Below are 23,389 nucleotides of genomic sequence, written 5' to 3'. Positions count from 1 at the left end.
AGCCCAGCGCGTTGGGCAGACGCGCCGAACCCAAGCGCTCGGGCGGCCTGGGCGACGCTTCCCGGATTCGGGCGCTACCGCTCGTTCGGGACCGAAAAGCGCACGCCCAGGCCATATCCCGGCCGCAGGGCAGTGCGGCCGGACACCGTGGGGCCGTGACCCCACGCGGGCGACGGTAATGGGTGGGCGGGCGGGTCGGGAGCCCCCGAATACCGGGGCAGCGGCGGGGGCCGCCGCTCGTCCGGCAGGATCGTCAGGCATGGAGACGATCGATTCGCGTGAGGTCTATTCGAATGCCTGGATGACGGTCAGGGAGGACGCCATTCGGCGGGCCGACGGCAGCACCAGCATCTACGGCGTGGTGGATCGTTCGGACTTCGCGATCGTGGTGCCGCGCGACGGGGAACGGTTCCACCTGGTCGAGCAGTACCGGTATCCGCTCGGGCGGCGGAGTTGGGAGTTTCCGGCCGGATCGCTGCCCGATCGCGCCACCGCCGCCGAACCGATCGAGATCGCGCATCGGGAACTGCGGGAGGAGACGGGGCTACGGGCCGCCACCATGACGTATCTGGGCGAGTTGGCCCCCGCCCCGGCCGTGTGCAGCAACCGCGGACACTATTTCCTGGCCACCGATCTGACCGCGGGTCCGCACGAGCGGGAGGTGGAGGAGCAGGATATGCGGTCGGCCTGGTTCACCCGGGCCGAACTCGAATCCATGATCAGCTCCGGGGTGATCATCGACGCCGACACCGTCGCCGCCTACACCCTGCTCCTCTTCCACGAGCGCACGCGCTGAGCTCTTACGCCTTCGGCTCGATGAGCTGGATGTCCAACTCGATCGCCACCTTGTCGCTGATCATGGCCGACGGGATGGCGGTGGCCACGCCGAAATCGGTGCGCTTCAGCGTGCCGGTGGCGGTGAACCCGATGTGGTTGTCGCCGGTCTGCGGGAAAGGTTGCAGGCCGCCCCATTCGACGTCGAGGGTGACGGGCGCGGTCACACCACCGAGGGTGACCTCGCCGGTGACCTGGAAGTCCTCGGTGACGCGCAGTGGTTCGAGCGCCTTGAAGGTGAGGGTGGGCCGGGACTGCACATCGAGCAGATCGGCCGCGCGGGCGTGGGCGTCGCGGTCGGCATTGCCGGTGTCGAAGGAGTCGAGGTGAATGGTCGCGGAGACGGCGGCGGCACCGGTCTCGTCCACCACGAATTCGGTCTCGAAGCGGTTGAATCGGCCGCGAACCTTGGAGATGCCCAGGTGGCGGACGGTGAAGTTGACCGAGGAGTGCGCGGTGTCGAGCGTCCAGGCACCGGTGGCGAGGGTGGGCTGTGTCGAAGTCGTCATACCGGAGACGCTAAGTGGACTCCGGTCCGGTAACCACACCGCGCTGATCCTGGGACTGACAGGGCGGGGATAACAACCATCGGACCGGGCATCATGGTTGGCGTGGCACAGTCCGAATTCGCCGAATTCCTGGTGGCCCGCCGGGCCCAGTTGCAGCCCGAGCAGGTGGGCCTACCGCCCGGCCGACGCCGCCGCACCCCCGGTCTGCGCCGGGAGGAGGTGGCCGCGCTCGCCGGGGTGAGCGTCGATTATCTCGCCCGGCTGGAGCAGGGGCGCGACACCAATCCCTCCGCGAGCGTGCTCGCGGCGCTCGCGGACGCGCTCCGGCTCACCGCCGCCGAACGACAGCATTTCCTGCGCATCACCTTCGGCATGGAACCGGCCGCCTGCCCCACTGCCGGGAAGGCGCACGAGCGGGTGAGCGAGACCTTGCAGGCGGTCCTGGACACGCTGCATCCGACACCGGCCCTGCTGGTGGGACGGCGATTGAACATTCTCGCCTGCAATCCGGCCTGGCGGGATTTCGCGACCCCGCTGGGACTGCTGGACGAGTCCAACCATGACAATCTGGCGCGCTACATTTTCGGGAATTCCGCTGCGGCACAGCATATTCGCAATTGGCCGGAGGTCGCGGACATGTACATCTCGGCGCTGCGCTCGGCCTGTGCGCATTGGACCGACGATTCCGAGTTGCACGCCTTGGTGGCCGCCCTGCGGGCGTATCCGGAATTCGCCCACCGCTGGCATTCGCACCGCGTCATCGAACATCGCACGGGCATCATGCGATTGGACCATCCCGAACGCGGCGACACCGAGGTGGAGATCGAAACCATGAGCCCCACCCTGGACCAGGGCCTGATGGTGTGGCTGGTGGACCGGAAGCGGGCGCACACGCCCAGCCTGCGCCTGGTCAACGAGTAGGTGTCAGCGCAGTGCGGCCCGCGCCTCCATGAGCGCGAAGCCGAGCAGGTTCTCCCCTCGCCACGACGCCGGATCGGCCGCCTCCGGACGGTCGGCGCCGAGCCCGATCCCCCAGATGGTGTCGCGGGGCGCGGCTTCCACCAGCACCTTGTCGCCGGTGCCCACCAAGAAGCCCCGAAGGGTTTCGTGCGCACCGAATTTCGCGATACTGCCGCGCACCACGATGTCGTAGCGATGAGCCAGCCAGGTGGCGTCGCCGAATCCGCGCACCGCGCGCCCGAGCCGCTTGGCGTCCGCGGGCGTCGCGCTGGCCAGCACCCGCGCCCGCATCTCCTCGTCGCCGAACAGCCGGGCCTTCTCGGCCATCATGAAATGTTCGGCGCTGCGGTAGCTCACACCGCCCACCGGGAACTCGACCGGCCACCACTGACTGAGCACCCAGCGGCCCACCTCATGCCCCGGTGTCCGCGTATGGCCCCAGAAGTAGAGGAATTCCGGCGTCGCCCCGGCCGACATCTCCGCGATCAACCGCGCCCTGTTCATATCGCGCAACGGTATCCGACCGGCCCGACACCTTGCCCGCCATTATTCGCCCGCCCCTTACCGCGCGGCAGCCACCTCGCGGTATTTATCACGAAACGGTAACGTACGATCCATGACGCAAGAGACCGGAGTGATGTTGAGCTCGTGGCTGCTCCGGCTCTTGGCTACGGCCAGAACGGATCCCAATATCGCGCGCACCGCCATGGTGATGCCGCTCGCGGATACCGTCGAACTGGCCAAGACCTCCTTCGCCGCCGGCGATCCCGAACTGCGGTCGGTGGGTGTCGCGCTCACCTCGGAGATCCTGATGCAGTGGCGGACTTCGCAACCCGAGTTGCTCGCCGAATTGGCCCGCTGCGTCGCCGATCCGGACTATCACAGCGATGATGCGGCGGGGGTGCTGGCGGCGGTCGCGGGCACGGAACCAAGCCAGGATTTCGCACCGCTGGTACCGGTCATGGTCGCCGCGCTCGGACATGAGAGCTCTTTCGGCTCGGTCACTCTCGCACTGTCGCGCCTGCGCCACCGGGCCGCCATCGACACCGTGCGCGACTGGCTGACCAGCGGCCGCATCGGCATGCTCCGCGACCCCTTCGATATCGACCACGTCCTCACTCCCCTGGTCGACTTCGCCGACGCGCTGCTCCCGGGCATCCGCACCTGTCTCGCCACCGAGGGCTACCACAGCGCCCTGCGCCCGCTCCTGCGCGCCTTGACGGCGTGGGGTCCGGCGGCCGCACCGGCCGTGCCGGAACTGTTGCCGTACTTGCGCACCGGCCATGCCCGCTGGGCCTGCGAGGTGATCGGCGCGATCGGCCCGGCCGCACACCCGGCGGCGGATCTCCTCGAACGCTTCGCCCTGGGCGCGGAGCAGCCGCCCCGGCACGACACCGACCTCCCGCCCGACACCTCCTTGCGCTGGCACGGCACCCAGACGGCCGCCTGGGCGCACTGGCGGGTCACCGGCGAGCCGGAGGTGGCCGTGCGGGTCTTCGGCGAAGCCGTGGAAACCGGTATCGCCGTCGACTTCGACCGCCTCGCCGAACTCGGTGCCCTCGCCGCGCCTTTCGCCGACGACGTCCGCAAACGCCTGGAGTCCCCGGGCGGCTGGGAACGCGTCCACGCCGCCTCCGCCTGGTGGCACATCACCGGCGACCCGGACCCGGCCGTACCGGTACTCCTAGCCGCCCTGACCCCCTTGAACTCGGGCTACGCCGACGCCGACTGCCGCGCCGCCGCCCGCCTCATCAGCAAGATCGGCTCCCCCGCCACCGTCGCCGCGCCCCTCCTCGAAACCGTCCTCTCGACCGAACGCCGCTTCGCTTCCCTCCCACCCCACCGCACACGACAGTCCCAGACGGAACTACTGGCCGCCGACTGGGATTCGGAACTTCAGACCTCCGCGCGAATCGCCCTGTCCGCCATGCAATCCGTCTGAGTTGCCTTCCCCGCACCAGTCGGAATGGTCGGGAGTGAGTTCGGTGACGGCGGCTGCGATCCGATGGTGCTCGCGCATGCGCTGTCGGCTCGGTGGCGTTACGGTTCCGATCGAGCATCGCCCGCCAGTACGGCTACGGCCGTTCCGACGATGCCGGGCAGTCCGAGGCTCGCGCCCAGTATCGGTATGAATCCGAATCCGATATCGGCAGCGTCCACGCGTGGTCGCATTACCAGGAAGACCGTGTAGGACACGATGCCGATTACGCCGATCACCGAATACCATACGAGGAAGCGGCGCTGAGGGTTTCTGCTACTCAGCAGCGGGATCGGGATCAGACCGAACAACACTCCACCGAAGATCCCGCAGACGCCGTACACGATGAGCAGATCACCCCAGTCGGTCTTGCTCACGGCGCCGATCGCGACCGCCGCGGCCGACATCGTGACCAGCAGCCTCTGGGAGCGCTTCATCATTTCGACCATGGCGTTCGCCTCTCAGTGCGTGGATTCGTGCGCTCGGCACCGCTCCGAATTGCCGAACTCGATCGGTTGCGTAGCAGGGGCATCGGCCAAGAATCCGCTCCCGATCGCCAACCGGAAGGCTACTTTTGTCGCCTCACTGTAACGACGGGAAGATGCCAGTCAACGACCCCGACGTCAACTGAAGCGTGTCGCGAAATCCATCACCGGTAAGTCTTCTGGTGCCGAGGAAACGGCCGGTTTCGACCGTCTCCGTTGGGGATTGGAAGATATGAGGTGTGGTGGCGTTGGGTGCCTTTCCTGACTTTCGCTGACGCCGGGTTGGGTGCCGTTGGGTGGCTATTCCAGCCCACGGACTGGCTGTGGGGGCGTTCTAGGGATTCAAACACATGGGAAGTCTCGTCAGGGGTGAGCCTGTGGGCCTGGGAATGACCCGCACGGAATGGGTTCCGTGCGGGTGGTCCTATATACCGGTGCCACGATGGAGGTTGGTGGCCCGTCCGCAAAGGGTGTGGTGGTGGGCTTATTGCCGTAACGGTGGTGGTGGTAGCCCGGCGTCTTGTTTCACGCGCAGGCGGTGGATGGCCGAGCCGAGGAGTTCGTCGCCGTGATGGCGGTGATTGACCCGGTGTCTGCGTGTCGGGTCGTGGTGGGCCGGGGGCCGCCACCCGGTACGACCCGGATACCCAGTGTGCGCGTCGAGGCGTTCGGTGGCCCACCCGGTCGGATCCCCGGCGTCCTCGGCGACCTGGGCGTGATGCCGGTCGCACACCAGGGTCAGGTTGTCGATATCGGTGTCACCCCCGTGTGCCCACGGGATGAGGTGGTGGACCGCGCACATCGTCGCGGGCGCGTCGCAGCCAGGGAAGGTACAGCCACGGTCACGGGCCACACACGCCAACCGCTGCCAGCGCGACGCGAGGCGTTGCCCGCGCCCGAGGTAGAGGGGGACTCCGTCCCGGCCGAAGATCAACAGCCACGGGTAGCGGCCCTCGGCCAGCCGCAGCGCGGTCGGGATCGACATCGTCGTGCCCGCTGCGGTGACCGCGTGCCCGGTACCGCGTTCGAGGTCCTCGACACGCATGGTGAGCACGACCGAGACGGGCATGCCGCGGTGACTGCCGAGAGTTTTTGCGCCCCCGGTCGCGGTCAGGAACGCCGCCACAGCATCGTGATTGCGTTGCGCCACCGAACGAGTGTCGCGTCCAGCGGCGGACTCGAGCTGTTTCGAGTCGATCCCACGGGCCCCCAGCGACGGGCTGTCGGGGTCCTCCGGGTTGCACATGCCCGGTCGCGCGCCCTTGGCCAACACCGCGTCCAGCAGGGCCCGCAACGGTGGGGTGAGCAGGCCGCTGATCTCGGACATGCCGTCGATGCGCTGGCGTCCGAGGGTGATCCCCCGGACGCGGGCGCGGTCGCGGTCGTCGGTCAGGGTGCCGTCGGGGTCGAGGTGGGCCAGGATCGATTCCCCGACCGTCACGATTGCTTCCGGGGTCAGCTCGCACGCGTGCTGGGCCAACAGCTGTTCGGCCTCGACCCGTAATTCGGTCGGTACGGCGGCGGGGATGCGGTCCATGATCGTCATGATGCGGCGGGCGTGTTCGATCGACAACCGCCCGGCGGCTTGCTGGGCGGCGGTGTGCGGTAATTCCGGTTCCCGGTCTTCTCCGTGCACGAAATGGAACACGCCGAGTTTCTGTGCCGCGCGGCGTCGTGATCCGGCCTCGGCCATCGATATCTGCAGGGTTTCGCTCAAATACTTGGTCAGGCTCTTGGATCCGGCGCGTTCGGGCAGGTGCCGGTCGCTGGTCTCGATGACCAGGCGATGCGACACCGCGCCCAACCGGGCGCGGACGGCTTCGACGCGTCGCATCAGTTCCACGAAGTCGGTGTCGGTGTAGCGGGTGAGGTCTTCGTCGAGCAGGGCGGTGGTCGCGGTCGTCAATTCCTCCACGACCGCGAATACCTCACCTGCCCGGCTCGTATTCATGCCGCAATTCTATCGCGGAAAGTGTTGCGGCAGAATGAGAAAACCAATTCACGCACCCCTTCCAGCAAGCCGGATTTGTCCTTTTCTCGTCATCTGCCGTTCAAAGTCCGTTGAGAAACCTCAGCAATGGTCACCCCCATGGCCCTACACACCGGCTTCACTCGACGCACGCTTCTACGCACCTCCGCCTTCGGCTTGGTGGCCGCGCCCGCGCTGGTCTCCTGCTCCACCGACGGCCCGGCCGTCGTCCGCCAGCGCCCCACGCTCACCCACGGGGTCGCGGTCGGCGATCCGCGCCCGGACGGTGCCCTCATCTGGGCACGCTCCGATGCCCCGGCCAAGCTCATCGTCGAAACCGCCGGTACCGAATCCTTCAACAACCCACGGCGTTTCGAGGGCCCGCTGTTGACACCGGAGACGGACGGCACCGGGCGGCTCCGGATCGCCGGGTTGCAGCCGGGTCAGCAGGTGCACTACCGGGTCACCCTGGAGGCCGCGGACGGTGCGACGTCCGAGCCGATCACGGGCGTCTTCCGCACCGTTCCCAGCGCGCCGTCGGATATCAAGATCCTCTGGTCCGGCGATGTGGCGGGACAGGGGTACGGCAGCAACCCGGATCTCGGTGGCATGCAGGTCTTCTCCACCATGGCCGCTCGCGACCCGCACCTGTTCCTGCACTCCGGCGACTCCATCTACGCCGACGGTCCGCTCCAGGAGTCGGTCACCCTGCCGGACGGCCGAGTCTGGCGCAACACCGTCACCGAGGCGAAATCGGCTGTGGCGCAGACTCTCGAACAATTCCGGGGCAACTACGCCTACAACCTGTCCGACGAGAACTACCGGCGGTTCAACGGCTCGGTCGCGCAGCTGGTGCAGTGGGACGACCACGAGACCGTGAACAACTGGTCGCCGGGTGGGACGGTCGCCGCCGCCAAGGGCTACTCGGAACGGAATATGGATACCCTCGCCACCCGCTCGTGGCAGGCGTTCCACGAATGGATGCCGGTGGATCCCCGGGAAGCGGCGGACGGTCGGCTGTTCCGCAAGGTTTCCTACGGGCCGCTGCTGGACGTGTTCGTGCTCGATATGCGCACCTACAAGGATGCCAATACCGAGAACACCGGGGCCGACGGCCGAATTCTCGGACCGGCCCAAACCCAGTGGCTCATGGACGGTCTGCGTGATTCCACGGCCACCTGGAAGATCGTCGCCAACGATTTGCCGCTGGGGCTGGTGGTCAAGGACGGTGAGCAGAAGGACCGGACCGCTTTCGAAGGGGTGGCCAACAATGATCCGGGCGCGCCCTCGGGGCGGGAGGCCGAGATCGCGCGGGTGCTGTCCTCGATCAAGGCGAACCGGGTGACCGGGGTGGTCTGGTTGACGGCCGACGTGCACTACACCGCCGCCCACCACTACTCCCCGAGCCGGGCCGCCTTCACCGATTTCGACGAGTTCTGGGAGTTCGTCTCCGGCCCGCTCAATGCCGGTGCGTTCGGACCGAACGACCTGGATGGCACCTTCGGGCCGGAGGCGGTGTTCGTGCACGCCCCGACCACGCCGAACACCTCTCCGCTGGACGGCGAGTTCCAGCATTTCGGCGAGGTGCTCATCGACGGGCGCAGCCGGGAGTTGACGGTGAATCTGTGCGACGCGAGCGGGAAGATCCTGTTCACTCAGCGCTTGTCTCCCGCTGGGTGATCGGCCATCGAGACAGGGGCGCGCAACCTCCGGTTTTGTGGTTAGCTGTAGCGCCATGAGCACGTCCGCACCCACCATCGGAGATGAGTTCCTGCCCCGTGACACCGCGGATGTGGTTCGCACGGTTCGGGATTCGCGTAGGTCGACGAAACCGCTGATCATCCGCGGTGGCGAGCGGGCCGAGGACGAGCTGGCGGTGCCGGAGCAGGGTGCGGTGCTGTCCATGCGGAAGATGAACCGGGTGCAGGTGGTCGACGCCGACGCCCGCACCGTACGGGTGCAGGCGGGGGCGCGGTTGGCCGAGATCGACCGCACGCTGGGTGCGCACGGGCTGGGCCTGCCGATCGTGGGCGATCACCGCGAAATCACCGCGGGCGGATTCGCGGCGGTCGGCGGGCTCAGTTCCGCCTCACACCGGTTCGGCATGTTCAGCGACAATGTGGTGGAACTCGAATACGTCGATCAGGACGGACGATTCGGCACCTGCGGGCGCAGCCACAATACCGAGCGGTTCCGGCGCATCCTCGGCGGTGGCGGACGCACCGGCATCATCACCGCGCTCACCCTCGCCGTGCGCACGGTGGACAAGGACCGCACCTGGCTCACCACCGACGCGCACCGCTTCCTGGATTTCGACACCTTCGTCGACCAGTCGGTGCAGGAGATCACCCGGCCCGGTGACGCGGTACTCCAGGTGGGCCGGTGGGTCGACACCGCGCCGCTGCGAGTGTCGCGACCGGTCGGCACCGGACAGGTCAAACTGGGCACCATGCGGTTCGGGCAGTGGTCGAGCCTGCACCCGACCACACCGACCGGTTCGCTGCGCGCCCGGCGCGAGGTCGGCGCGCGGGCCCGAAAGTCGCTGGGCGCCATCGCCTCCTCGGCGGGCGGCCGCGCGGGTATGCCGGTGCGCTATGCCGCGGCCGGTGCGCTCATGTTCGCTCCGAAGGTGCTGACGCTGCGGGATGCGGAGTTCCTGGCCGATACCGTCATCAGTTCCTCCGAACGCGGTCCGGCGTACCGCATCTCGCTGTTCGCCCCCATGTCCACCTACGCGCGGGTCTTCCACGGCCTGCACGACCTGTTCTCCGACCTGCGCGAACGCACCGGCTGCTTCACCGTCATCTCGGCCATGACCTACGGTGTGCGGTCCCCCTACCTGCGCGAACTCGACGGCGAGGACCACGGTTTCATCACCTTCACCTGTCGGCTGCGTCCGGCCGCGCTGCCTTCGGAGATGCTGCGCGACATCGTGTCCGGAATCGACGAGATCTGTGTCGCCGAACGCGCCCGGCGGTATGACCCGACCGACTAGACTGTGTTCCGCCGCACACTCCTGGCAATCAGTCAGCGGCGAAGTGCGGCCGGTATCGGCACTGTCGGCGGGGTGCTGATGCATGGTTCGGCTCGTTCCCACACGAAGGTTGCCTGTTCCATGATCGAATTCCGCCATGATCGCCGTCGGCCCGCCTCCGAATCCGTCGCGGGTAAACGAATCGTCATCACCGATGCCTGTTCCGATATCGGCCGCGCCACCGCCCGGCTGCTAGCCCTCCAGGGCGCCGAGGTGCTGCTGGTGGCACGCCGCGGCGATCTCCTGATCTCCGACACCAATACCATTGTCCAAGCGGGCGGTACGGCCCGCTGGCACCGCTGCGATATGTCCGCCCTCGGCGATGTGGACCAACTCGTCGAATGGGCGGTCGCCGAATTCGAACGCATCGACGTGCTGGTCAACAATGCGGGCCGCCCGCTGCGCCGCCCGGTGCTGCAATCGCTGGACAAGTTCCGCGACTACCAGCGCATGATGGCCGCCAATTACTTCGGCCCGCTCCGGCTCACCCTCGGCCTGATCCCGGCCATGCTGGCCAGCGGATCCGGGCATGTGGTCAATGTGGGGCCGTGGAGCCTGTCGACCGGAGCCGCACCGAATTTCGCCTCCTACGCCAGCGCTCAGGCCGCCTGGACCACCTTCGGCGACTGTGCGGACGCGGAACTGTCGCCGCGCGGCATCCACGTCACCTCGGTGCAGTATCCGGCCTTCAAGGCCGACGCCGAATCGCCGGACTACTACGCCGAACATCCGGTCTCGGTGCCCGCCGAGGCGGCCCGCTGGATCGAGCACGCCATCCGCACCCGGCCCAGCCGGGTGGAGCCCCGCTTCTCCCGGACCCTGCGCGGGCTCGCGGGCGTCGCGCCGCGCTCCACCAGCCGCCTCATGCACGCCTTCGGCATGTAGCGCCTCGGCAGGTGGCAGCGCGGCATACAGCGCTTTCGGCAATTGCGCGGATGAGGGGAAGGCGGGGTGCCCGCCGCCGAGCACCCCGCCTCTCACACTCACGCGAATTGCGCTCCGGTGACCGGCATTCCGACATTCCGGATGGGTCCGTCGATACAGGTGGTCACCGAGCCACCCGCCTTCTCGATCGGGCCGGTCGTGATCACCACCGTGCCCCCGGAGCCCGGCCCCTCCACGATCTGGAGCGTATTGGTCGCGGGCGCCCCGTAGCCGTTCAGCGCGAACGGCCCGACGAGGCGGCTGACCTCACCATTGGCCCAGTTGAAGGTGGCGTCCAGCTTCCCGTTGACGCCCAGGCAGCTGGCTTCGCCGACGAAATCGGTGGACCAGCCACCCTCCTCGGTCGGGGTGCCGACACAGGTGTGCAGATCGCCGTCGAGCCGCGCCGTCACCTGTGTGGGTTCCAGACCGATGGGGGTGTCGGACATGAACTGCACATGCCCGCCCTCACAGCCCCCGGAGATCGCGGTCGCCGCGGCCGGCCCCGCCGTGACGGCGGCTCCCGCGGCCGTGAACAGCACACAAAGGGCTGGCACCGCCAGCGTGGAAATACGAAGCTTCATCCCGCCCTTTCCTCGTGATCGTTCGAAATGACAGCCGACCGTAGCGCAACCACGCGCGGCGACGAGCCGAAATGCGGTGAACCCGCGCGGCCGCCGAGCGACGCACCCGAGTGGACCCCGGCGGCGGCTCGGACCGCGATGGTTGCCAGTGCTCACGACTCCGAGCTACATTAGTCAAGTGACTAAGTTAGTCGAACGAGCAAATTCCAGCAGGGGTCGGCAACGACGCGAGGAACTCATCGAAGCGGGGGTGGCGCTGCTCATCGAGGGCGGCTGGGCGGCCGTGACGACGCGAGCACTGGCCGCGCGCAGCGGAGCCAATGCCGGGCTCATCCACTACCACTTCGGCGGCCTGCCCGGCCTGCGCCTGGCCATCGCCGAACGCGCGGGCGAGCGAGCCCTCGCCCCCGTTGTCGACGCACTGCTGGGCGCATCCGACGCACGCTCGGCGATAGCCACGATGCGGTCGACGATCTCGCGGGTGGCCACCGACGACCAGATGGTCCGGCTGGCAGTCGAATTGGTGTCGGGGACACGGCAGGACCCCGCACTCGGCGTGGCCTTGCGGGAGAGTCTGCGTGAGGCACGTGAGCGGATCGCGGAGTGGCTCGGCGACCTGAATCCGGAGTGGACACCCGCGCAGCGGGGCGGAGCCGCCGTACTCGTCGCGGCCCTCCTGGACGGCCTGCTCTTGCATCGCGAACTCGACGACGAGCTACCGATCGATCCCGCGCTGGCCGTCCTCGGCACCCTTCTGGGCGACGAGTCATGCGGATCCTGATCTCCGGCGGCGGGATCGCCGGGCTGACCCTCGCGTACTGGTCGCATCATTACGGCCATGAACCGGTCGTGGTCGAGCGCGCGCCGCGCGGCCGGTACGGCGGCTACGGCATCGACTTCTTCGGCACCGGCTACGACATCGCCGCCCGGATGGGTCTGACCGACCGGCTCGCCGCGCGGCAGCTGCCCACCGAAGACATCCGCACCGTCGACACCCGGGGCCGACCCCGCGCACGGCTGGAACGACGCGTGCTGGAGAAGGTGATCGGCGGCCCCTATCTCGCCCTGATGCACGCCAGGCTGGAGGAGGCGCTCGCCGATGCCGTACGGAATCGGGTCGAGGTCCGCCACGAGCAGCGGGTCACGACCGTGCGGCAGCGACCGGACGGTGTCGACGTCGCCTTCGCCGATGGCACCGAGGACAGCTTCGATCTGCTCATCGGCGCGGACGGCGTGCACTCGGCGACCCGCGAGCTGGTCTTCGGACCCGAGCGCGACTTCGCCCGGCACCTCGGCTACACCATGGCCTGCTACCCCGTATCCGACAGCTACGATCTCGGGCCGCGACGCGTCCACTACAGCGAGCCCGGCCGACAGACGGTGCTCTACCCCACCGACACTCCCGGCGAGCTGATCGCGCTTTTCCTTTACCGCACACGACGATTCGTGCCGCCGCGCGCCGAACGACCCGCGGCACTGCGCGCGGCGTTCGACGGGATGGGTTGGATCACCCCGCACCTGCTCGCGGCGGCCCCGGCGGACGACCTCTTCATGGACAGCCTCACCCAGATCCGGATGCCGAGTTGGCACCGCGGCCGCGTCGCCCTGATCGGTGATGCCGCCGCGGCGATGACGCTGACCTCCGCGCAGGGGGCGTCCATGGCCATGGCCGGTGGCTATCTCCTCGCCGAGGCGCTGCACCGGCATTCGGAGCACGTGGCCGCCTTCCACGCCTACGAGGCGAGACTGCGCGCCGCCGTAGAGCAGCGTCAGGACCGCGCCCTCGCCATCGCGCGCTCCCTCGTCCCCGCGACACGCACCGGCATCGCCGTTCAGACACTGGTCTCCGGCGTCGTCATGCGGGACGCCTTCGTCGGTCTGCTGCGCCGCGGATACGGCGACACCACCAGCGTGCTGGCCGAGACCTGAGTCCCATCCGCACGTGTCGACATCGCCCGACACCAGACCGACCTACACCAGACCGACCGACACCGGAAAGGCAATCTCTTGACAGACGACCGGAAACTGGTCCTCGTCGCCGGAGCGACCGGCTACCTGGGCCGACATATCGTCGCGCGACTGCACGACCAGGGGTATCGCGTCCGCGCGGTGGTCCGCGACAAGCAGCGGGCGCTGGCCCCCGGCGCGCACGGTGCGCCCGCCCTCACCGTCGGCGTCGACGAATGGGTCGTCACCGACCGCGCATCCCATCTCGACGCGTCGATCATGAAGGACGTGGACCATGTCGTGTCGGCGCTCGGCGTCACCCGGCAGCGGGCGGACCCGTGGGACGTCGACTTCCTGCTGAACCTGCGCTACCTGGAATTGGCGGAACAGCACGGCGCCGCCTCGTTCCTCTACGTCGGAGTCATGAACGTCGACACCGGCACCTCGGCGCTCACCCGCGCGAAGCACGCGTTCACGGCGGCGCTGAGCCGATCTCGGGTGAGTCCGCAGATCGTCAATCCGTCGGGCTACTTCTCCGACCTCACGGAGATCTACGATCTCGCCCGGCGCGGCGTGGTGTTCGGACTGGGTGACGGGAGTGTGCGACTGTCCCCCATCCACGGCGCCGACCTCGCGGACTTCTGCGTCTCCGTGCTCCCGGAGGGCGCGGGCACGTGGGATATCGGTGGACCCGAGGTGCTGAGCTACCGGGAGATCGTACGCCTGGCGTTCGACGCGGCCGGGCGGCGCGAACGGTATCTCCGGGTGCCCGGCGCGTTGACGTCGGCCGCGGTATGGCTCGCCGACCGCACCAACCCCCGCGCCGCCACCCTCATGCGGTTCTTCCTGGACGGCATGCGAACCGACTCCGTCGGAACGACTTACGGAACACGTACCCTCGGCGACTACTACGCGTCACTGGCTCGATAGCCCGAACCGCGGCACGCCACCGGACATCAGCGCCCCGCCCGGAATCCGGGCGGGGCGCTGATGTGCTCGGGTCAGTGCTTCTCGGGGCCGAGGTGGTACTCGAACACCAGACCGCCCGCGGCGATCAGGATCAGCACCACGCCGACGCCGATCAGCCAGAACTGGAAGAACGCGAAGCCCAGCGCGGCGACCGAGCCCGCCGCGGCCAGCAGGATGGGCCAGAACGAACCGGGCGAGAAGAAGCCCAGGTCGCCCGCGCCGTCCGCGATCTCGGCGTCCTCGAAGTCCTCGGGGCGCAGGTCGAGACGGCGCGCCACGAAGCGGAAGTAGGTGCCGACGATCAGCGACAGACCCGCCGACAGCACGATGGCGGTGGTGCCCGCCCATTCGACGCCGGTGCGCGACTGGGCGGTGAAGTAGCCGTACACGATGGCCACGAGCACGAAGAAGATCGTGATCAGTTCGAAGATGCGAGCTTCGACCTTCATGTCAGTTCAGTCCTCACTTGGCGGCTTCCGTAAGGCCCTCACCGCGGGCCGTACGTTCGGTGTCGAAGGGCTTGGTGGTCACGGCGACCGGCGACTCACCGATGGCGGCCAACGCCTCGGCATTGGTCTTACCGGACTCGCGCTCCTTCAGGTACTGCTCGAACTTCTCCGGCGTCACCGCGCGGACCTCGAAGTTCATCATGGAGTGGAAGGTGCCGCACATTTCCGCGCAGCGGCCCACGAACGCGCCTTCCTTCTCGATCTTGGTGATCTGGAAGGTGTTGTCCGAGTGGTTTTCCTTCGGGTTCGGCATGACGTCGCGCTTGAACAGGAACTCCGGCACCCAGAAGGCGTGGATGACATCCGCGGCCGCCAGCTCGAACTCGATGACCTTGCCGGTCGGCAGGACCAGCACCGGGATCTCCTCCGAGGTGCCGATGGTCTCGATCTTGTCGTAGTTCAGGTAGGAGATGTCATTGGCCGGCAGGCCGTTGTTCGGGCACGGCTGCGGGTGGCCCTCGTCGTTCTTGCGCTCCAGGCACTCTTCCCGGATCTGGGTGTTCATCTCCTCGCGCTCGGCGTCGACGCCGTCGTACTGGAGGCCACCGTCCTTGAAGTCGACCTTCTGGTAGCCGAACTTCCAGTTCCACTGGAAGGCGGTCACGTCGACCACGACATCCGGGTTGTCGACCTTCTCGTGCACGTAGTTCTGCACGACCACGGTGAAGTAGAACAGCACCGCGATGATCACGAACGGGATCGCCGTGTAGGTCAGCTCCAGCGGCACGTTGTAGCCGGTCTGGCGCGGGAACTCCGGCGAGTTCTTCTTCTTGCGGTGGAAGATGACGGTCCAGAAGGTCAGACCCCAGACCAGCACGCCCATCGCCAGCGCGGCGAGCACGGACCAGGTCCACAGCTCCCGCATCTTGGTGGCCTGCGGCGTGACACCCGAGGGCCAGCCGAACCGAAGCCACGGGTTATCGATCGAGCAGCCGGAGACGAGCATCGCGGTCATCCCCATGGACACCGCCAGCCCGGCCCGCCGAAGGATACGGCCCCGCCGACCCTGGGCGGGTCGTGCCCCTATCGCCTCGCTCGCCTTGTGCGCCACGCTCAACGCCTTCCTGGTCGTCTATTCGACACGGCGCCGCCCGGACTCCCTTCCGCCGGACGGCACATATTCAGCACGTTTGGGAAATTCTCAGGGTCGGGCGCACAACGCGCCACCGACCCCGGGAGTTCCCGAGTACTACGCAGCGTAGACCAAACCACCGCCCTGGATGTGATCGGGTAGCCCACGACACGCCCCACCACACCCCCTGCGCCCCAACTCCCCTGGTCCCGAACCACAACAGCCCCTGGTTCGCGGCGCGTCCCGGTTCTGGACTGAGTGGAGCGGGGGAGCGAAGCGGGGGAGCGGAGGGAGGGAAGAACCGGGACCTTCCAGCGCCGCGAACCCGCCCGAAGCGAAGCGGAGGGCAAATCAAACACAGCACCCGCCCGGAGCGCAGCGGAGGGCATAGATACGGCATACTCGGGCATTGAGTTTCGTCGTACCCGCCCCGTCCGGGGGCACGGTGTTCCCTTGACTCCCGAAGCGAGGTTTTCGTCGCAGTGTGTGGACTGCTCGGCTATCTGACCGTTGACACTTCCGGCGCTCCGGAGGGGACCACTGCCGAAGCCATCGCGGCGCAGCTGCACGAGGCGCTGGTCTGTCAGCGTCACCGCGGCCCCGATGAGCGGGGCACCTGGCACGACGAGCACATGGTGTTCGGCTTCAACCGCCTCTCGATCATCGATATCGAGCATTCGCACCAGCCGCTGCGCTGGGGTCCGCCGGAGAACCGGCAGCGCTACGCCATGACCTTCAACGGCGAGATCTACAACTATCTCGAACTGCGCGAGCAGCTGACCGCCGAGCACGGGGCCGAGTTCGGTGCCGACCCCATGTTCGCCACCGAGGGCGATACCGAGACCATCGCCGCGGCCTTCCACTACTGGGGTCCGGAGGCGGCCGCCCGCCTGCGCGGCATGTTCGCCTTCGCGATCTGGGACACCGAGACCCGCAAGCTGTTCATCGCCCGCGATCCCTTCGGCATCAAGCCGCTGTTCCTGGCCACCGGTCCGGGCGGTACGGCGTTCTCCAGCGAGAAGAAGAGCCTGCTGGACCTGCTCCCCCAGCTCGGGCTGAGCGATGCGCTCGATCCGCGCGCGCTCGAGCACTACACGGTATTGCAGTACGTCCCCGAGCCGGAGACCCTGCACCGGGATGTGCGGCGGCTGGAGTCGGGCTGCTACGCGTGGGTGGAGCCCGGGCAGGCCCCGAAGATCACCCGCTACTTCGATCCGCGTTTCCGGGTGGTGCCCTTCGCGAAGCCCGGCGAGGTGACCGCGCAGCCGCCCACCACGCGTCCGCGCCCGGCGGCGCAGCGCCCGAATACCGCCGAGTACCGCTATCGCGAGATCGCCGAGGCCCTGGAGGATTCGGTGGCCAAGCATATGCGCGCGGACGTCACGGTCGGCGCGTTCCTCTCCGGCGGTATCGATTCCACCGCCATCGCGGCGCTGGCCATCCGGCACAATCCGAATCTGCTCACCTTCACCTCGGCGTTCGAGCGCGAGGGCTACTCGGAGGCCGATGTGGCCGCCGAGACCGCCGCCGCCATCGGCGCGAAGCACTACATCCGCACCGTGAGCCCCGAGGAGTTCGCCGCCTCCATTCCGGAGATCGTCTGGTACCTGGACGAACCCGTGGCCGATCCGGCGCTGGTGCCGTTGTATTTCGTGGCCAAGGAGGCCCGTAAGCACGTCAAGGTGGTGCTGTCCGGCGAGGGTTCCGACGAACTGTTCGGTGGTTACACCATCTACCGGGAACCGCTGTCGCTGAAGCCGTTCGAGTATCTGCCCAAGCCGCTGCGCCGCCTGGCGGGGCGACTGTCGGAGCGCATTCCCGACGGCACCCGCGGCAAGAGTCTGCTGCACCGTGGTTCGCTGACCCTCGAGGACCGCTACTACGGCAATGCCCGCAGCTTCAACGACGCCCAATTGCGTTCGGTGCTGCGCGATTTCCGCCCGGAGTGGACGCATCGCGATGTGACCGATCCCATCTGGGCCATGCAGGGCCGCGACTGGGATCCGGTGGCGCGCATGCAGCATCTGGACCTGTTCACCTGGCTGCGCGGCGACATCCTGGTCAAGGCCGACAAGATGACCATGGCCAATTCGCTGGAGCTGCGGGTGCCGTTCCTGGATCCGGAGGTCTTCGCGGTCGCCGAGAAGATCCCGGTGGATCAGAAGATCACCAAGGACACCACCAAGTACGCCCTGCGCCGCGCGCTGGAGGACATCGTGCCCCCGCACGTCCTGCACCGCGCCAAGCTCGGTTTCCCCGTCCCGCTGCGGCACTGGCTGCGCGGCCCGGAGCTCTACGACTGGGCGCGCCAGCAGATCATCGACTCCGCCACCGACCACCTGCTCGACAAGACCGCCGTGCTGGGCATGCTGGACGCCCACCGCGCGGGCACCTCCGACCACAGCCGCCGCCTGTGGACCCTGCTGGTCTTCATGATCTGGCACGGCATCTTCGTCGAACAGCGCATCAAGCCGGAGATCCAGGAACCCACCTACCCGGTCTCCCTGTAACGCGCTGAGCGCAGACACCCTCCTGCGCCGTCACTTTCTTACACACCTTTGCCGTTCCTTTCGCATCGGTCTGACCTCACCCCACCACCATCGCTGTCGTGCCTCACCGGGAGGCACCACGGCGAAAGGTCCCGACCGATATGCGCAGCACGACGTGCACCGCACTGACAACCGTCGCCGCCGCACTGGTGGCACTGAGCACGCTCACCGCGTGCGGCGGCGCACAACCCTCCGGCGGCTCCCACACCGCGGCGAGCACACTGTCCTCAGCGAGCACGCCCGCATCCGGCACCCCGCAGTGGTGCCCGACCCTCGACACCCACCGCGTCGACTGCGGCACCATCGACCGCGACCTGGTGCCCGGCAGCCCCGACCTGGGTACCGTCCAGGTCGCCTACGCGCTGATCCACCGCACCGACCAGGACACCCCCGCCGCGGGCACCATCCTTCCGAATCCGGGCGGCCCGGGCGTCCCGCTCATCGAGCACGCCGATCTGGCCTTGGCCGCCGTCGACGGCGATCTCCTCACCGACCACGACCTCCTGCTCATCGACCCGCGCGGCACCGGCCGGTCCACACCGCTGGATTGCGGTGTCCCCGACCAGGATTTCCTGACCCTCTCCCGAGATGAGCAGCGCCGGACGGCAACTCGCTGCGGCGAGCTGCTCGGCCCCCGCGCGGCGGGCTACACCTCCGCCGCCACCGTGGACGACTTCGACGCCGTCCGTACCGAACTCGGCATTCCGAAGGTGGTGCTGTACGGCATCTCCTACGGCACCTACCTGCTCCCGGTCTACGCCCAGCGCCACCCGGACCACGTCCAGTCCATGGTGCTGTCGGGTGCGTACCCGCACGATTTCGACACGCTCAACCGCCCGAACGCCGAAGCGGTGTCGCTGGCGCTACAGCGCATCTGCGACCGCAGCGGCGTCTGTGATGGCGCGGCCGCCGTCGCGGACCTGCGTGCGGTGAATGCCCGCCTGCGCACCGACCCGCTGCCCGTCCCCGGCGAGCGCCCGTTCACGCTGACCGAGGACAAGTTCGCCAGCCTGCTCTTCGAGGCCGCCACCTCCGGGGTCGGCAGCGATCCCGACCCCGTGCTGGGCACCGTCCCCGCCGCCCTGCGTGCGGCGGTGCGCGGCGACGACGCTCCCCTGCGCGCCTTCGCGGTCCGCGCCGCCACCGCGCCGGTCATGGAGAACATCGACCTCTACCTCGCCGTGGCCTGCAACGACTACCCGACGATCTGGTCCCCGGACGCCCCGGTGGCCGAGCGTGAACAGCAGTACCGCCGGGCCGTGGCGGCGGCCGGGGAGGCCGGGGCCTTCAGCGCCGCCGGGTTCTCGGCGGCCCAGCGCGACGGCGGCGACATCTGCCTGGGCTGGCCCGCCACCACCCGTATCGACCATGCCGCCCAACCGCTTCCGAACGTGCCGGTGCTGGTGCTCTCCGGTGACCTGGACGCCATCACCCCGGATGCGAATGGCGTGCGGGTGGCGGCGAAGTTCCCCCGCGCCACCTTCGTCTCGGTGCCGAATGTGGGCCATGTGCCGGATCTGGTGCCGGGCGGCTGCGTCTCCGGTCTGGTGACGACGTTCCTGCGCACCGGCACGCCCGGCGCCACCGACTGCGTGCGATCCATCGCGCCGATCCCGGTGACGCCGGTCACCGACTGAGTCCGCGACCGTCATGTTCGACGCCTGTGACCGGCAGAATGAGCCAGTGAACATACCGACCGCCCCCACCGTTCTCATTGTCGAGGACGACCCGAACGTCCGCAGCACCCTGGACCAGCTGCTGCGCTTCGAGGGCTACCGGGTACTCCAGGCCGCCGACGGCAGCGCGGCGCTCAGCGTGCTGGCGACCCAGCGACCGGATCTGGCGGTGGTGGATGTGGTCATGCCGGAATTGGACGGACTCTCGCTCTGCCGGGTGCTGCGCCGCCGCGGCGACCGGCTGCCGATCCTGGTGCTCACCGCTCGGCACCAGGTCGGCGACCGGGTCGCCGGACTCGACGCCGGGGCCGACGACTATCTGGCCAAACCCTTCGACACCGAGGAACTGCTGGCCCGGCTGCGGGCGCTGCTGCGGCGCAGCGCACCCGATCCGGAACAGCGCGCCCTCACCGTCGCCGACCTCACCCTGGATCCGGCCACCCGCGAGGTGCGCCGCGGCGGCCGGGACCTGGAACTCACCCGCACCGAATTCGACGTCCTGGAACTGCTCATGCGCAATGAGCGCCTGGTGCTGCCGCGCAGCCGCATCTACGAGGACATCTGGGGATTCGACTTCGACACCGAATCCCGGTCCCTGGACGTGTATATCGGCTACCTGCGGCGCAAAACCGAAGCGGGCGGGGCGGTTCGGCTCATCCACACCGTCCGCGATGTCGGCTACACCATCCGGCCCGCGTAATGCTGCGCACCCGAATCACTCTCGTCGCGGTGTTCGCGGTCACGGTCGCCATCGTGGTCACCATCGTGACGGCGTACCGCAATGTCAGCCCGCTGGTGGCCGACCAGGTGGACCACGGCCTGACCGATCGGGCCGACACCGTCCTGGCCCTGCTGGCGGCGGACGCACCGCTGCCGGTCCGCCCGGATATGACCGAACAGCTGCTGCTGCCGGACGGCACGGTGCTCCCCCTGGTCCCGGGACGAGCGCCACTGCCGGTCACCGCGGCCGACCGCGCCATCGCCGCCGCCGGGAGCGGGCGCAACGAGACCGAGATCGAGGTCGACGGCATCGGCTACGGCGTGCTCACCAAGGGCCGTCCGGGCGGCGGCGCGGTCATGGTGAGCCAGAACTACGCCGATGTGGAACGCATCGACCGCGAATTCCTGTGGCGCACGGCCGCGATCACCGCGGTGGCACTGCTGGCGGCGGCGCTGCTGTGCTGGCTGGCCATCGGCCGCATCCTGCGGCCGATCCGCCGCCTGGCCGCCGCCACCGACCGCATCGCCAGCACCCAGGACCTCACGGTCACCCTGCCCGCGGCCGAGTCCGGTGAGGTCGGCGAACTGACCCGCAGCTTCAACACCATGCTCGCCGCACTGCGGTTCGCACGGGCGCAGCAGCAGCGCCTGGCCGAGGACGCCGGGCACGAACTGCGCACCCCGCTCACCTCGGTGCGCGGCAGCGCCGAACTCCTCCAGCGCGCCCGGGGACGGCTGGCCCCCGAGGACGAGGCCCAGGTGCTGGCCACCCTGGTCCAGGAGGCGAAGGCACTGGACGAACTGGTCCGGGAGCTGGTCGATCTGGCCACCGATCAGTACGCCGCCGAGGAGCCCGAAACCCTGTCGCTGGCGGAGGTGGCGCGGGAGTGCGCGCACCGCGTCCGCCGCCGCAGCGGACGCACTGTCATTCTGACCGTCACCGACCCGGTGCCGGTCTCGGGCCGTCCGCGTGCCCTGGCCCGCTGCGTCGACAATCTCATTGCCAACGCACTCAAATTCGGTCCGCCCGACACCCCGGTCGAGATCGCCGTGTGCGCGGCCGATCTCACCGTTCGGGACCACGGCCCCGGGATCGCCGACTCCGACCGGGAGGCCGTTTTCGGCCGGTTCTATCGCGCCGACGCCACCCGCTCGGCCCCCGGATCCGGCTTGGGCCTGGCCATTGTCCGCGATATCGTCACCGCGCACGGCGGCGTGACGCACGCCGACAACCACCCCGAAGGCGGTGCGCGCGTGGGCTTCCGACTACCCGCCGCCGCGCACGAGAAGCCGGTTCGCTGCCCGAGTGCTAGCGTGGACAGGCGAAATCGTTAGGGCAGCAAGGAATGTGAGATGGTCTCGGGTGATAGATCGGCTGTCCCACTATTTGGAGCTACCCCTTTGACCACTTCCTCACCGCGCTTCGGTGCCACCACGGATGCCCTACCCGTCCAGTACGGATCGCCCGTCGACTCCGCCGGCCCGCATATGGTGCTGCACTCGGAGGAGTTCGCGGCCGATCCGCACCGGGCCTACCGGGAGATGCGCGACAAGTACGGTTCGCTCGTCCCCATCGAACTGGCCCCGGGCGTACCCGCCACGCTGGTGATCGGCTATCAGACGGCGCTGCGCATCCTCAACGACCCGGAGCACTTCCCCGCCGATCCGCGCACCTGGCAGCAGTCCGTGCCCGACGAGTGCCCGGTCAAGCCGATGATGCAGTGGTACCCGAACGCCCTGCGCAATGCCGGGCCCACGCACGCCCGCTACCGGCAGAGCTACGTCGCCGGTATCGACGGCATCGACCTGCACACCCTGCACATCACCGTCGAGCAGGTCGCGGCCCCGCTGATCAACTCCTTCTGTGAGACTGGATCGGCGGATCTGGTGAGCCAGTACGCCTTTCCGCTGGTCTTCGAGGTGCTCAACCAAATGGTGGGCTGCTCGGCGGAATTGGGGCAGCGGGTGGCCACCGGGATGGCGGCGCTGTTCGACACCGTGAACGCCGCCTGGGGTATGCAGCATCTGAGCGAGGCGCTCATGGAGCTCATCGCACTGCGCCGGGCCGAGCCCGCCGACGACGTCACCTCGCGCATGGCGAGCCATCCGGCCAACCTCACCGACGAGGAAATGCTCTACCAGCTCATCAGCTTCTACGGCGCGGGCATCGAACCGCAGCAGAACCTGATCACCAACACGCTGCTGCTCATGCTCACCGACGACCGCTTCGCGGGCGGGTTCCTCACCGGCAGCCTGTCCACCCGGGACGCGCTCGACGAGGTGCTGTTCAACGACCCGCCGATGGCGAACTTCAGCATCAGCTACCCGCGCCAGCCGATCCTCATCGACAACACCTGGCTGCCCGCACACCAGCCCGTGGTGATCAGCCTGGCGGGCTGCAACAACGATCCCCGGATTCGCGGCGGCGACCGCACCGGCAACCGCTCCCATCTGGCATGGAGCGCCGGACCGCACGCATGCCCCGCCAAATCGGTTGCCTACCTGGTGGTTCAGGATGCCATCGACCAGCTGCTCGATGTGCTGCCGGAACTGCGGCTGGCGGTCTCCCCCGACGAGATCGTCTGGCGGCCGGGACCTTTCCACCGCGCCATGGCGTCGCTGCCGGTCGTCTTCCCACCGTCCCCTCCGCTGAATTCGGTTTAAGGAGTT

At 68.3% G+C, this 23,389-nt stretch carries 21 protein-coding genes; 14 read left to right on the top strand and 7 right to left on the bottom strand.

Going from position 1 to position 23,389, the window contains the following annotated elements:
• Positions 1-259: 259 nt before the first annotated feature.
• Positions 260-796, top strand: a complete 537-nt coding sequence (locus FOH10_RS08140; RefSeq protein WP_143980269.1) for an NUDIX domain-containing protein — start codon at positions 260-262, stop codon at positions 794-796.
• A 4-nt stretch (positions 797-800) separates the two neighbouring features.
• Here the strand turns inward: FOH10_RS08140 and FOH10_RS08135 are convergent, their stop codons facing one another.
• Complete coding sequence (locus tag FOH10_RS08135; protein WP_039812215.1) at positions 801-1,343, bottom strand: YceI family protein; 543 nt, start codon at positions 1,341-1,343, stop codon at positions 801-803.
• 93 nt (positions 1,344-1,436) lie between these two features.
• Between FOH10_RS08135 and FOH10_RS08130 the strand changes: the two genes are divergently transcribed.
• Positions 1,437-2,264, top strand: coding sequence for an MmyB family transcriptional regulator (locus FOH10_RS08130; RefSeq protein ID WP_244961783.1), 828 nt, complete (start codon positions 1,437-1,439; stop codon positions 2,262-2,264).
• Between the two features lie 3 nt (positions 2,265-2,267).
• On the opposite strand, the gene FOH10_RS08125 is transcribed toward FOH10_RS08130, so the two are convergent.
• Entirely contained in the window at positions 2,268-2,807 is a 540-nt protein-coding gene (locus FOH10_RS08125) for a riboflavin biosynthesis intermediates N-glycosidase (RefSeq protein ID WP_143980267.1), read from the bottom strand.
• Between the two features lie 112 nt (positions 2,808-2,919).
• Between FOH10_RS08125 and FOH10_RS08120 the strand changes: the two genes are divergently transcribed.
• Positions 2,920-4,245, top strand: a complete 1,326-nt coding sequence (locus FOH10_RS08120) for a hypothetical protein (RefSeq protein ID WP_143980266.1) — start codon at positions 2,920-2,922, stop codon at positions 4,243-4,245.
• A gap of 98 nt (positions 4,246-4,343) precedes the next feature.
• Here FOH10_RS08120 and FOH10_RS08115 read toward each other — a convergent pair whose 3' ends face one another.
• Together FOH10_RS08115 and FOH10_RS08110 are read right to left on the bottom strand one after the other, a co-directional pair.
• Complete coding sequence (locus tag FOH10_RS08115) at positions 4,344-4,730, bottom strand: hypothetical protein (protein WP_143980265.1); 387 nt, start codon at positions 4,728-4,730, stop codon at positions 4,344-4,346.
• A 520-nt stretch (positions 4,731-5,250) separates the two neighbouring features.
• Positions 5,251-6,717 (bottom strand): HNH endonuclease signature motif containing protein, encoded by a 1,467-nt coding sequence (locus FOH10_RS08110; RefSeq protein WP_143980264.1) that lies wholly within the window; start codon positions 6,715-6,717, stop codon positions 5,251-5,253.
• Between the two features lie 138 nt (positions 6,718-6,855).
• On the opposite strand from FOH10_RS08110, the gene FOH10_RS08105 reads away from it, so the two are divergent.
• From FOH10_RS08105 to FOH10_RS08095, 3 genes are all read left to right on the top strand, one after another.
• Positions 6,856-8,415: an alkaline phosphatase D family protein gene (locus FOH10_RS08105; RefSeq protein ID WP_143980263.1), complete on the top strand. Its 1,560-nt coding sequence runs from the start codon at positions 6,856-6,858 to the stop codon at positions 8,413-8,415.
• Between the two features lie 55 nt (positions 8,416-8,470).
• A complete protein-coding gene (locus FOH10_RS08100) occupies positions 8,471-9,730 on the top strand; it encodes an FAD-binding oxidoreductase (RefSeq protein ID WP_143980262.1) in 1,260 nt (419 codons plus the stop codon).
• Between the two features lie 120 nt (positions 9,731-9,850).
• Complete coding sequence (locus tag FOH10_RS08095; protein ID WP_186000760.1) at positions 9,851-10,654, top strand: SDR family NAD(P)-dependent oxidoreductase; 804 nt, start codon at positions 9,851-9,853, stop codon at positions 10,652-10,654.
• Positions 10,655-10,752: 98 nt separating this feature from the next.
• Here FOH10_RS08095 and FOH10_RS08090 read toward each other — a convergent pair whose 3' ends face one another.
• Entirely contained in the window at positions 10,753-11,277 is a 525-nt protein-coding gene (locus FOH10_RS08090; protein ID WP_143980260.1) for a hypothetical protein, read from the bottom strand.
• A 178-nt stretch (positions 11,278-11,455) separates the two neighbouring features.
• On the opposite strand from FOH10_RS08090, the gene FOH10_RS08085 reads away from it, so the two are divergent.
• From FOH10_RS08085 to FOH10_RS08075, 3 genes are all read left to right on the top strand, one after another.
• Positions 11,456-12,058 carry a TetR/AcrR family transcriptional regulator gene (locus FOH10_RS08085; protein ID WP_221937945.1) on the top strand — a complete coding sequence of 201 codons (603 nt, stop codon included), beginning with the start codon at positions 11,456-11,458 and terminating at the stop codon, positions 12,056-12,058.
• Positions 12,046-13,206, top strand: a complete 1,161-nt coding sequence (locus FOH10_RS08080; protein ID WP_143980259.1) for an FAD-dependent monooxygenase — start codon at positions 12,046-12,048, stop codon at positions 13,204-13,206. Before FOH10_RS08085 ends, FOH10_RS08080 begins: the two co-directional genes overlap by 13 nt.
• Before the next feature lie 78 nt (positions 13,207-13,284).
• On the top strand, positions 13,285-14,154 hold the full coding sequence (locus tag FOH10_RS08075; RefSeq protein ID WP_221937944.1) for an SDR family oxidoreductase: 870 nt from the start codon (positions 13,285-13,287) through the stop codon (positions 14,152-14,154).
• A 71-nt stretch (positions 14,155-14,225) separates the two neighbouring features.
• Here the strand turns inward: FOH10_RS08075 and FOH10_RS08070 are convergent, their stop codons facing one another.
• Positions 14,226-14,642: a cytochrome c oxidase subunit 4 gene (locus FOH10_RS08070; protein WP_029929418.1), complete on the bottom strand. Its 417-nt coding sequence runs from the start codon at positions 14,640-14,642 to the stop codon at positions 14,226-14,228.
• 13 nt (positions 14,643-14,655) lie between these two features.
• Complete coding sequence (gene ctaC, locus FOH10_RS08065; RefSeq protein WP_228807852.1) at positions 14,656-15,657, bottom strand: aa3-type cytochrome oxidase subunit II; 1,002 nt, start codon at positions 15,655-15,657, stop codon at positions 14,656-14,658.
• Positions 15,658-16,256: 599 nt separating this feature from the next.
• Between ctaC and asnB the strand changes: the two genes are divergently transcribed.
• From asnB to FOH10_RS08040, 5 genes are all read left to right on the top strand, one after another.
• On the top strand, positions 16,257-18,284 hold the full coding sequence (asnB, locus tag FOH10_RS08060; RefSeq protein WP_143980258.1) for an asparagine synthase (glutamine-hydrolyzing): 2,028 nt from the start codon (positions 16,257-16,259) through the stop codon (positions 18,282-18,284).
• Positions 18,285-18,424: 140 nt separating this feature from the next.
• The gene (locus FOH10_RS08055; RefSeq protein WP_143980257.1) at positions 18,425-19,960 is read left to right on the top strand and encodes an alpha/beta fold hydrolase; all 1,536 of its coding nucleotides are present in this window, start codon (positions 18,425-18,427) and stop codon (positions 19,958-19,960) included.
• A gap of 52 nt (positions 19,961-20,012) precedes the next feature.
• Positions 20,013-20,699 (top strand): response regulator transcription factor, encoded by a 687-nt coding sequence (locus FOH10_RS08050; protein WP_244962056.1) that lies wholly within the window; start codon positions 20,013-20,015, stop codon positions 20,697-20,699.
• Entirely contained in the window at positions 20,699-22,054 is a 1,356-nt protein-coding gene (locus FOH10_RS08045; RefSeq protein ID WP_143980255.1) for a HAMP domain-containing sensor histidine kinase, read from the top strand. Before FOH10_RS08050 ends, FOH10_RS08045 begins: the two co-directional genes overlap by 1 nt.
• 66 nt (positions 22,055-22,120) lie before the next feature.
• Positions 22,121-23,383, top strand: a complete 1,263-nt coding sequence (locus tag FOH10_RS08040; protein ID WP_143980254.1) for a cytochrome P450 — start codon at positions 22,121-22,123, stop codon at positions 23,381-23,383.
• The last annotated feature ends 6 nt before the right edge of the window (positions 23,384-23,389 follow it).

It is taken from the genome of Nocardia otitidiscaviarum (assembly GCF_007362295.1).
GTDB classification, from domain to species: domain Bacteria; phylum Actinomycetota; class Actinomycetes; order Mycobacteriales; family Mycobacteriaceae; genus Nocardia; species Nocardia otitidiscaviarum.
This window is presented reverse-complemented; position numbering and strand designations above follow the sequence as displayed.

Bases quoted from the DNA above. Each gene is read 5' to 3' on its own strand.
- FOH10_RS08140 (WP_143980269.1), top strand. From the start codon at position 260: ATGGAGACGATCGATTCGCGTGAGGTCTATTCGAATGCCTGGATGACG.
- FOH10_RS08135 (WP_039812215.1), bottom strand. From the start codon at position 1,343: ATGACGACTTCGACACAGCCCACCCTCGCCACCGGTGCCTGGACGCTC.
- FOH10_RS08130 (WP_244961783.1), top strand. From the start codon at position 1,437: ATGGTTGGCGTGGCACAGTCCGAATTCGCCGAATTCCTGGTGGCCCGC.
- FOH10_RS08125 (WP_143980267.1), bottom strand. From the start codon at position 2,807: ATGAACAGGGCGCGGTTGATCGCGGAGATGTCGGCCGGGGCGACGCCG.
- FOH10_RS08120 (WP_143980266.1), top strand. From the start codon at position 2,920: ATGACGCAAGAGACCGGAGTGATGTTGAGCTCGTGGCTGCTCCGGCTC.
- FOH10_RS08115 (WP_143980265.1), bottom strand. From the start codon at position 4,730: ATGGTCGAAATGATGAAGCGCTCCCAGAGGCTGCTGGTCACGATGTCG.
- FOH10_RS08110 (WP_143980264.1), bottom strand. From the start codon at position 6,717: ATGAATACGAGCCGGGCAGGTGAGGTATTCGCGGTCGTGGAGGAATTG.
- FOH10_RS08105 (WP_143980263.1), top strand. From the start codon at position 6,856: ATGGCCCTACACACCGGCTTCACTCGACGCACGCTTCTACGCACCTCC.
- FOH10_RS08100 (WP_143980262.1), top strand. From the start codon at position 8,471: ATGAGCACGTCCGCACCCACCATCGGAGATGAGTTCCTGCCCCGTGAC.
- FOH10_RS08095 (WP_186000760.1), top strand. From the start codon at position 9,851: ATGATCGAATTCCGCCATGATCGCCGTCGGCCCGCCTCCGAATCCGTC.
- FOH10_RS08090 (WP_143980260.1), bottom strand. From the start codon at position 11,277: ATGAAGCTTCGTATTTCCACGCTGGCGGTGCCAGCCCTTTGTGTGCTG.
- FOH10_RS08080 (WP_143980259.1), top strand. From the start codon at position 12,046: ATGCGGATCCTGATCTCCGGCGGCGGGATCGCCGGGCTGACCCTCGCG.
- FOH10_RS08070 (WP_029929418.1), bottom strand. From the start codon at position 14,642: ATGAAGGTCGAAGCTCGCATCTTCGAACTGATCACGATCTTCTTCGTG.
- ctaC (WP_228807852.1), bottom strand. From the start codon at position 15,657: ATGACCGCGATGCTCGTCTCCGGCTGCTCGATCGATAACCCGTGGCTT.
- FOH10_RS08055 (WP_143980257.1), top strand. From the start codon at position 18,425: ATGCGCAGCACGACGTGCACCGCACTGACAACCGTCGCCGCCGCACTG.
- FOH10_RS08045 (WP_143980255.1), top strand. From the start codon at position 20,699: ATGCTGCGCACCCGAATCACTCTCGTCGCGGTGTTCGCGGTCACGGTC.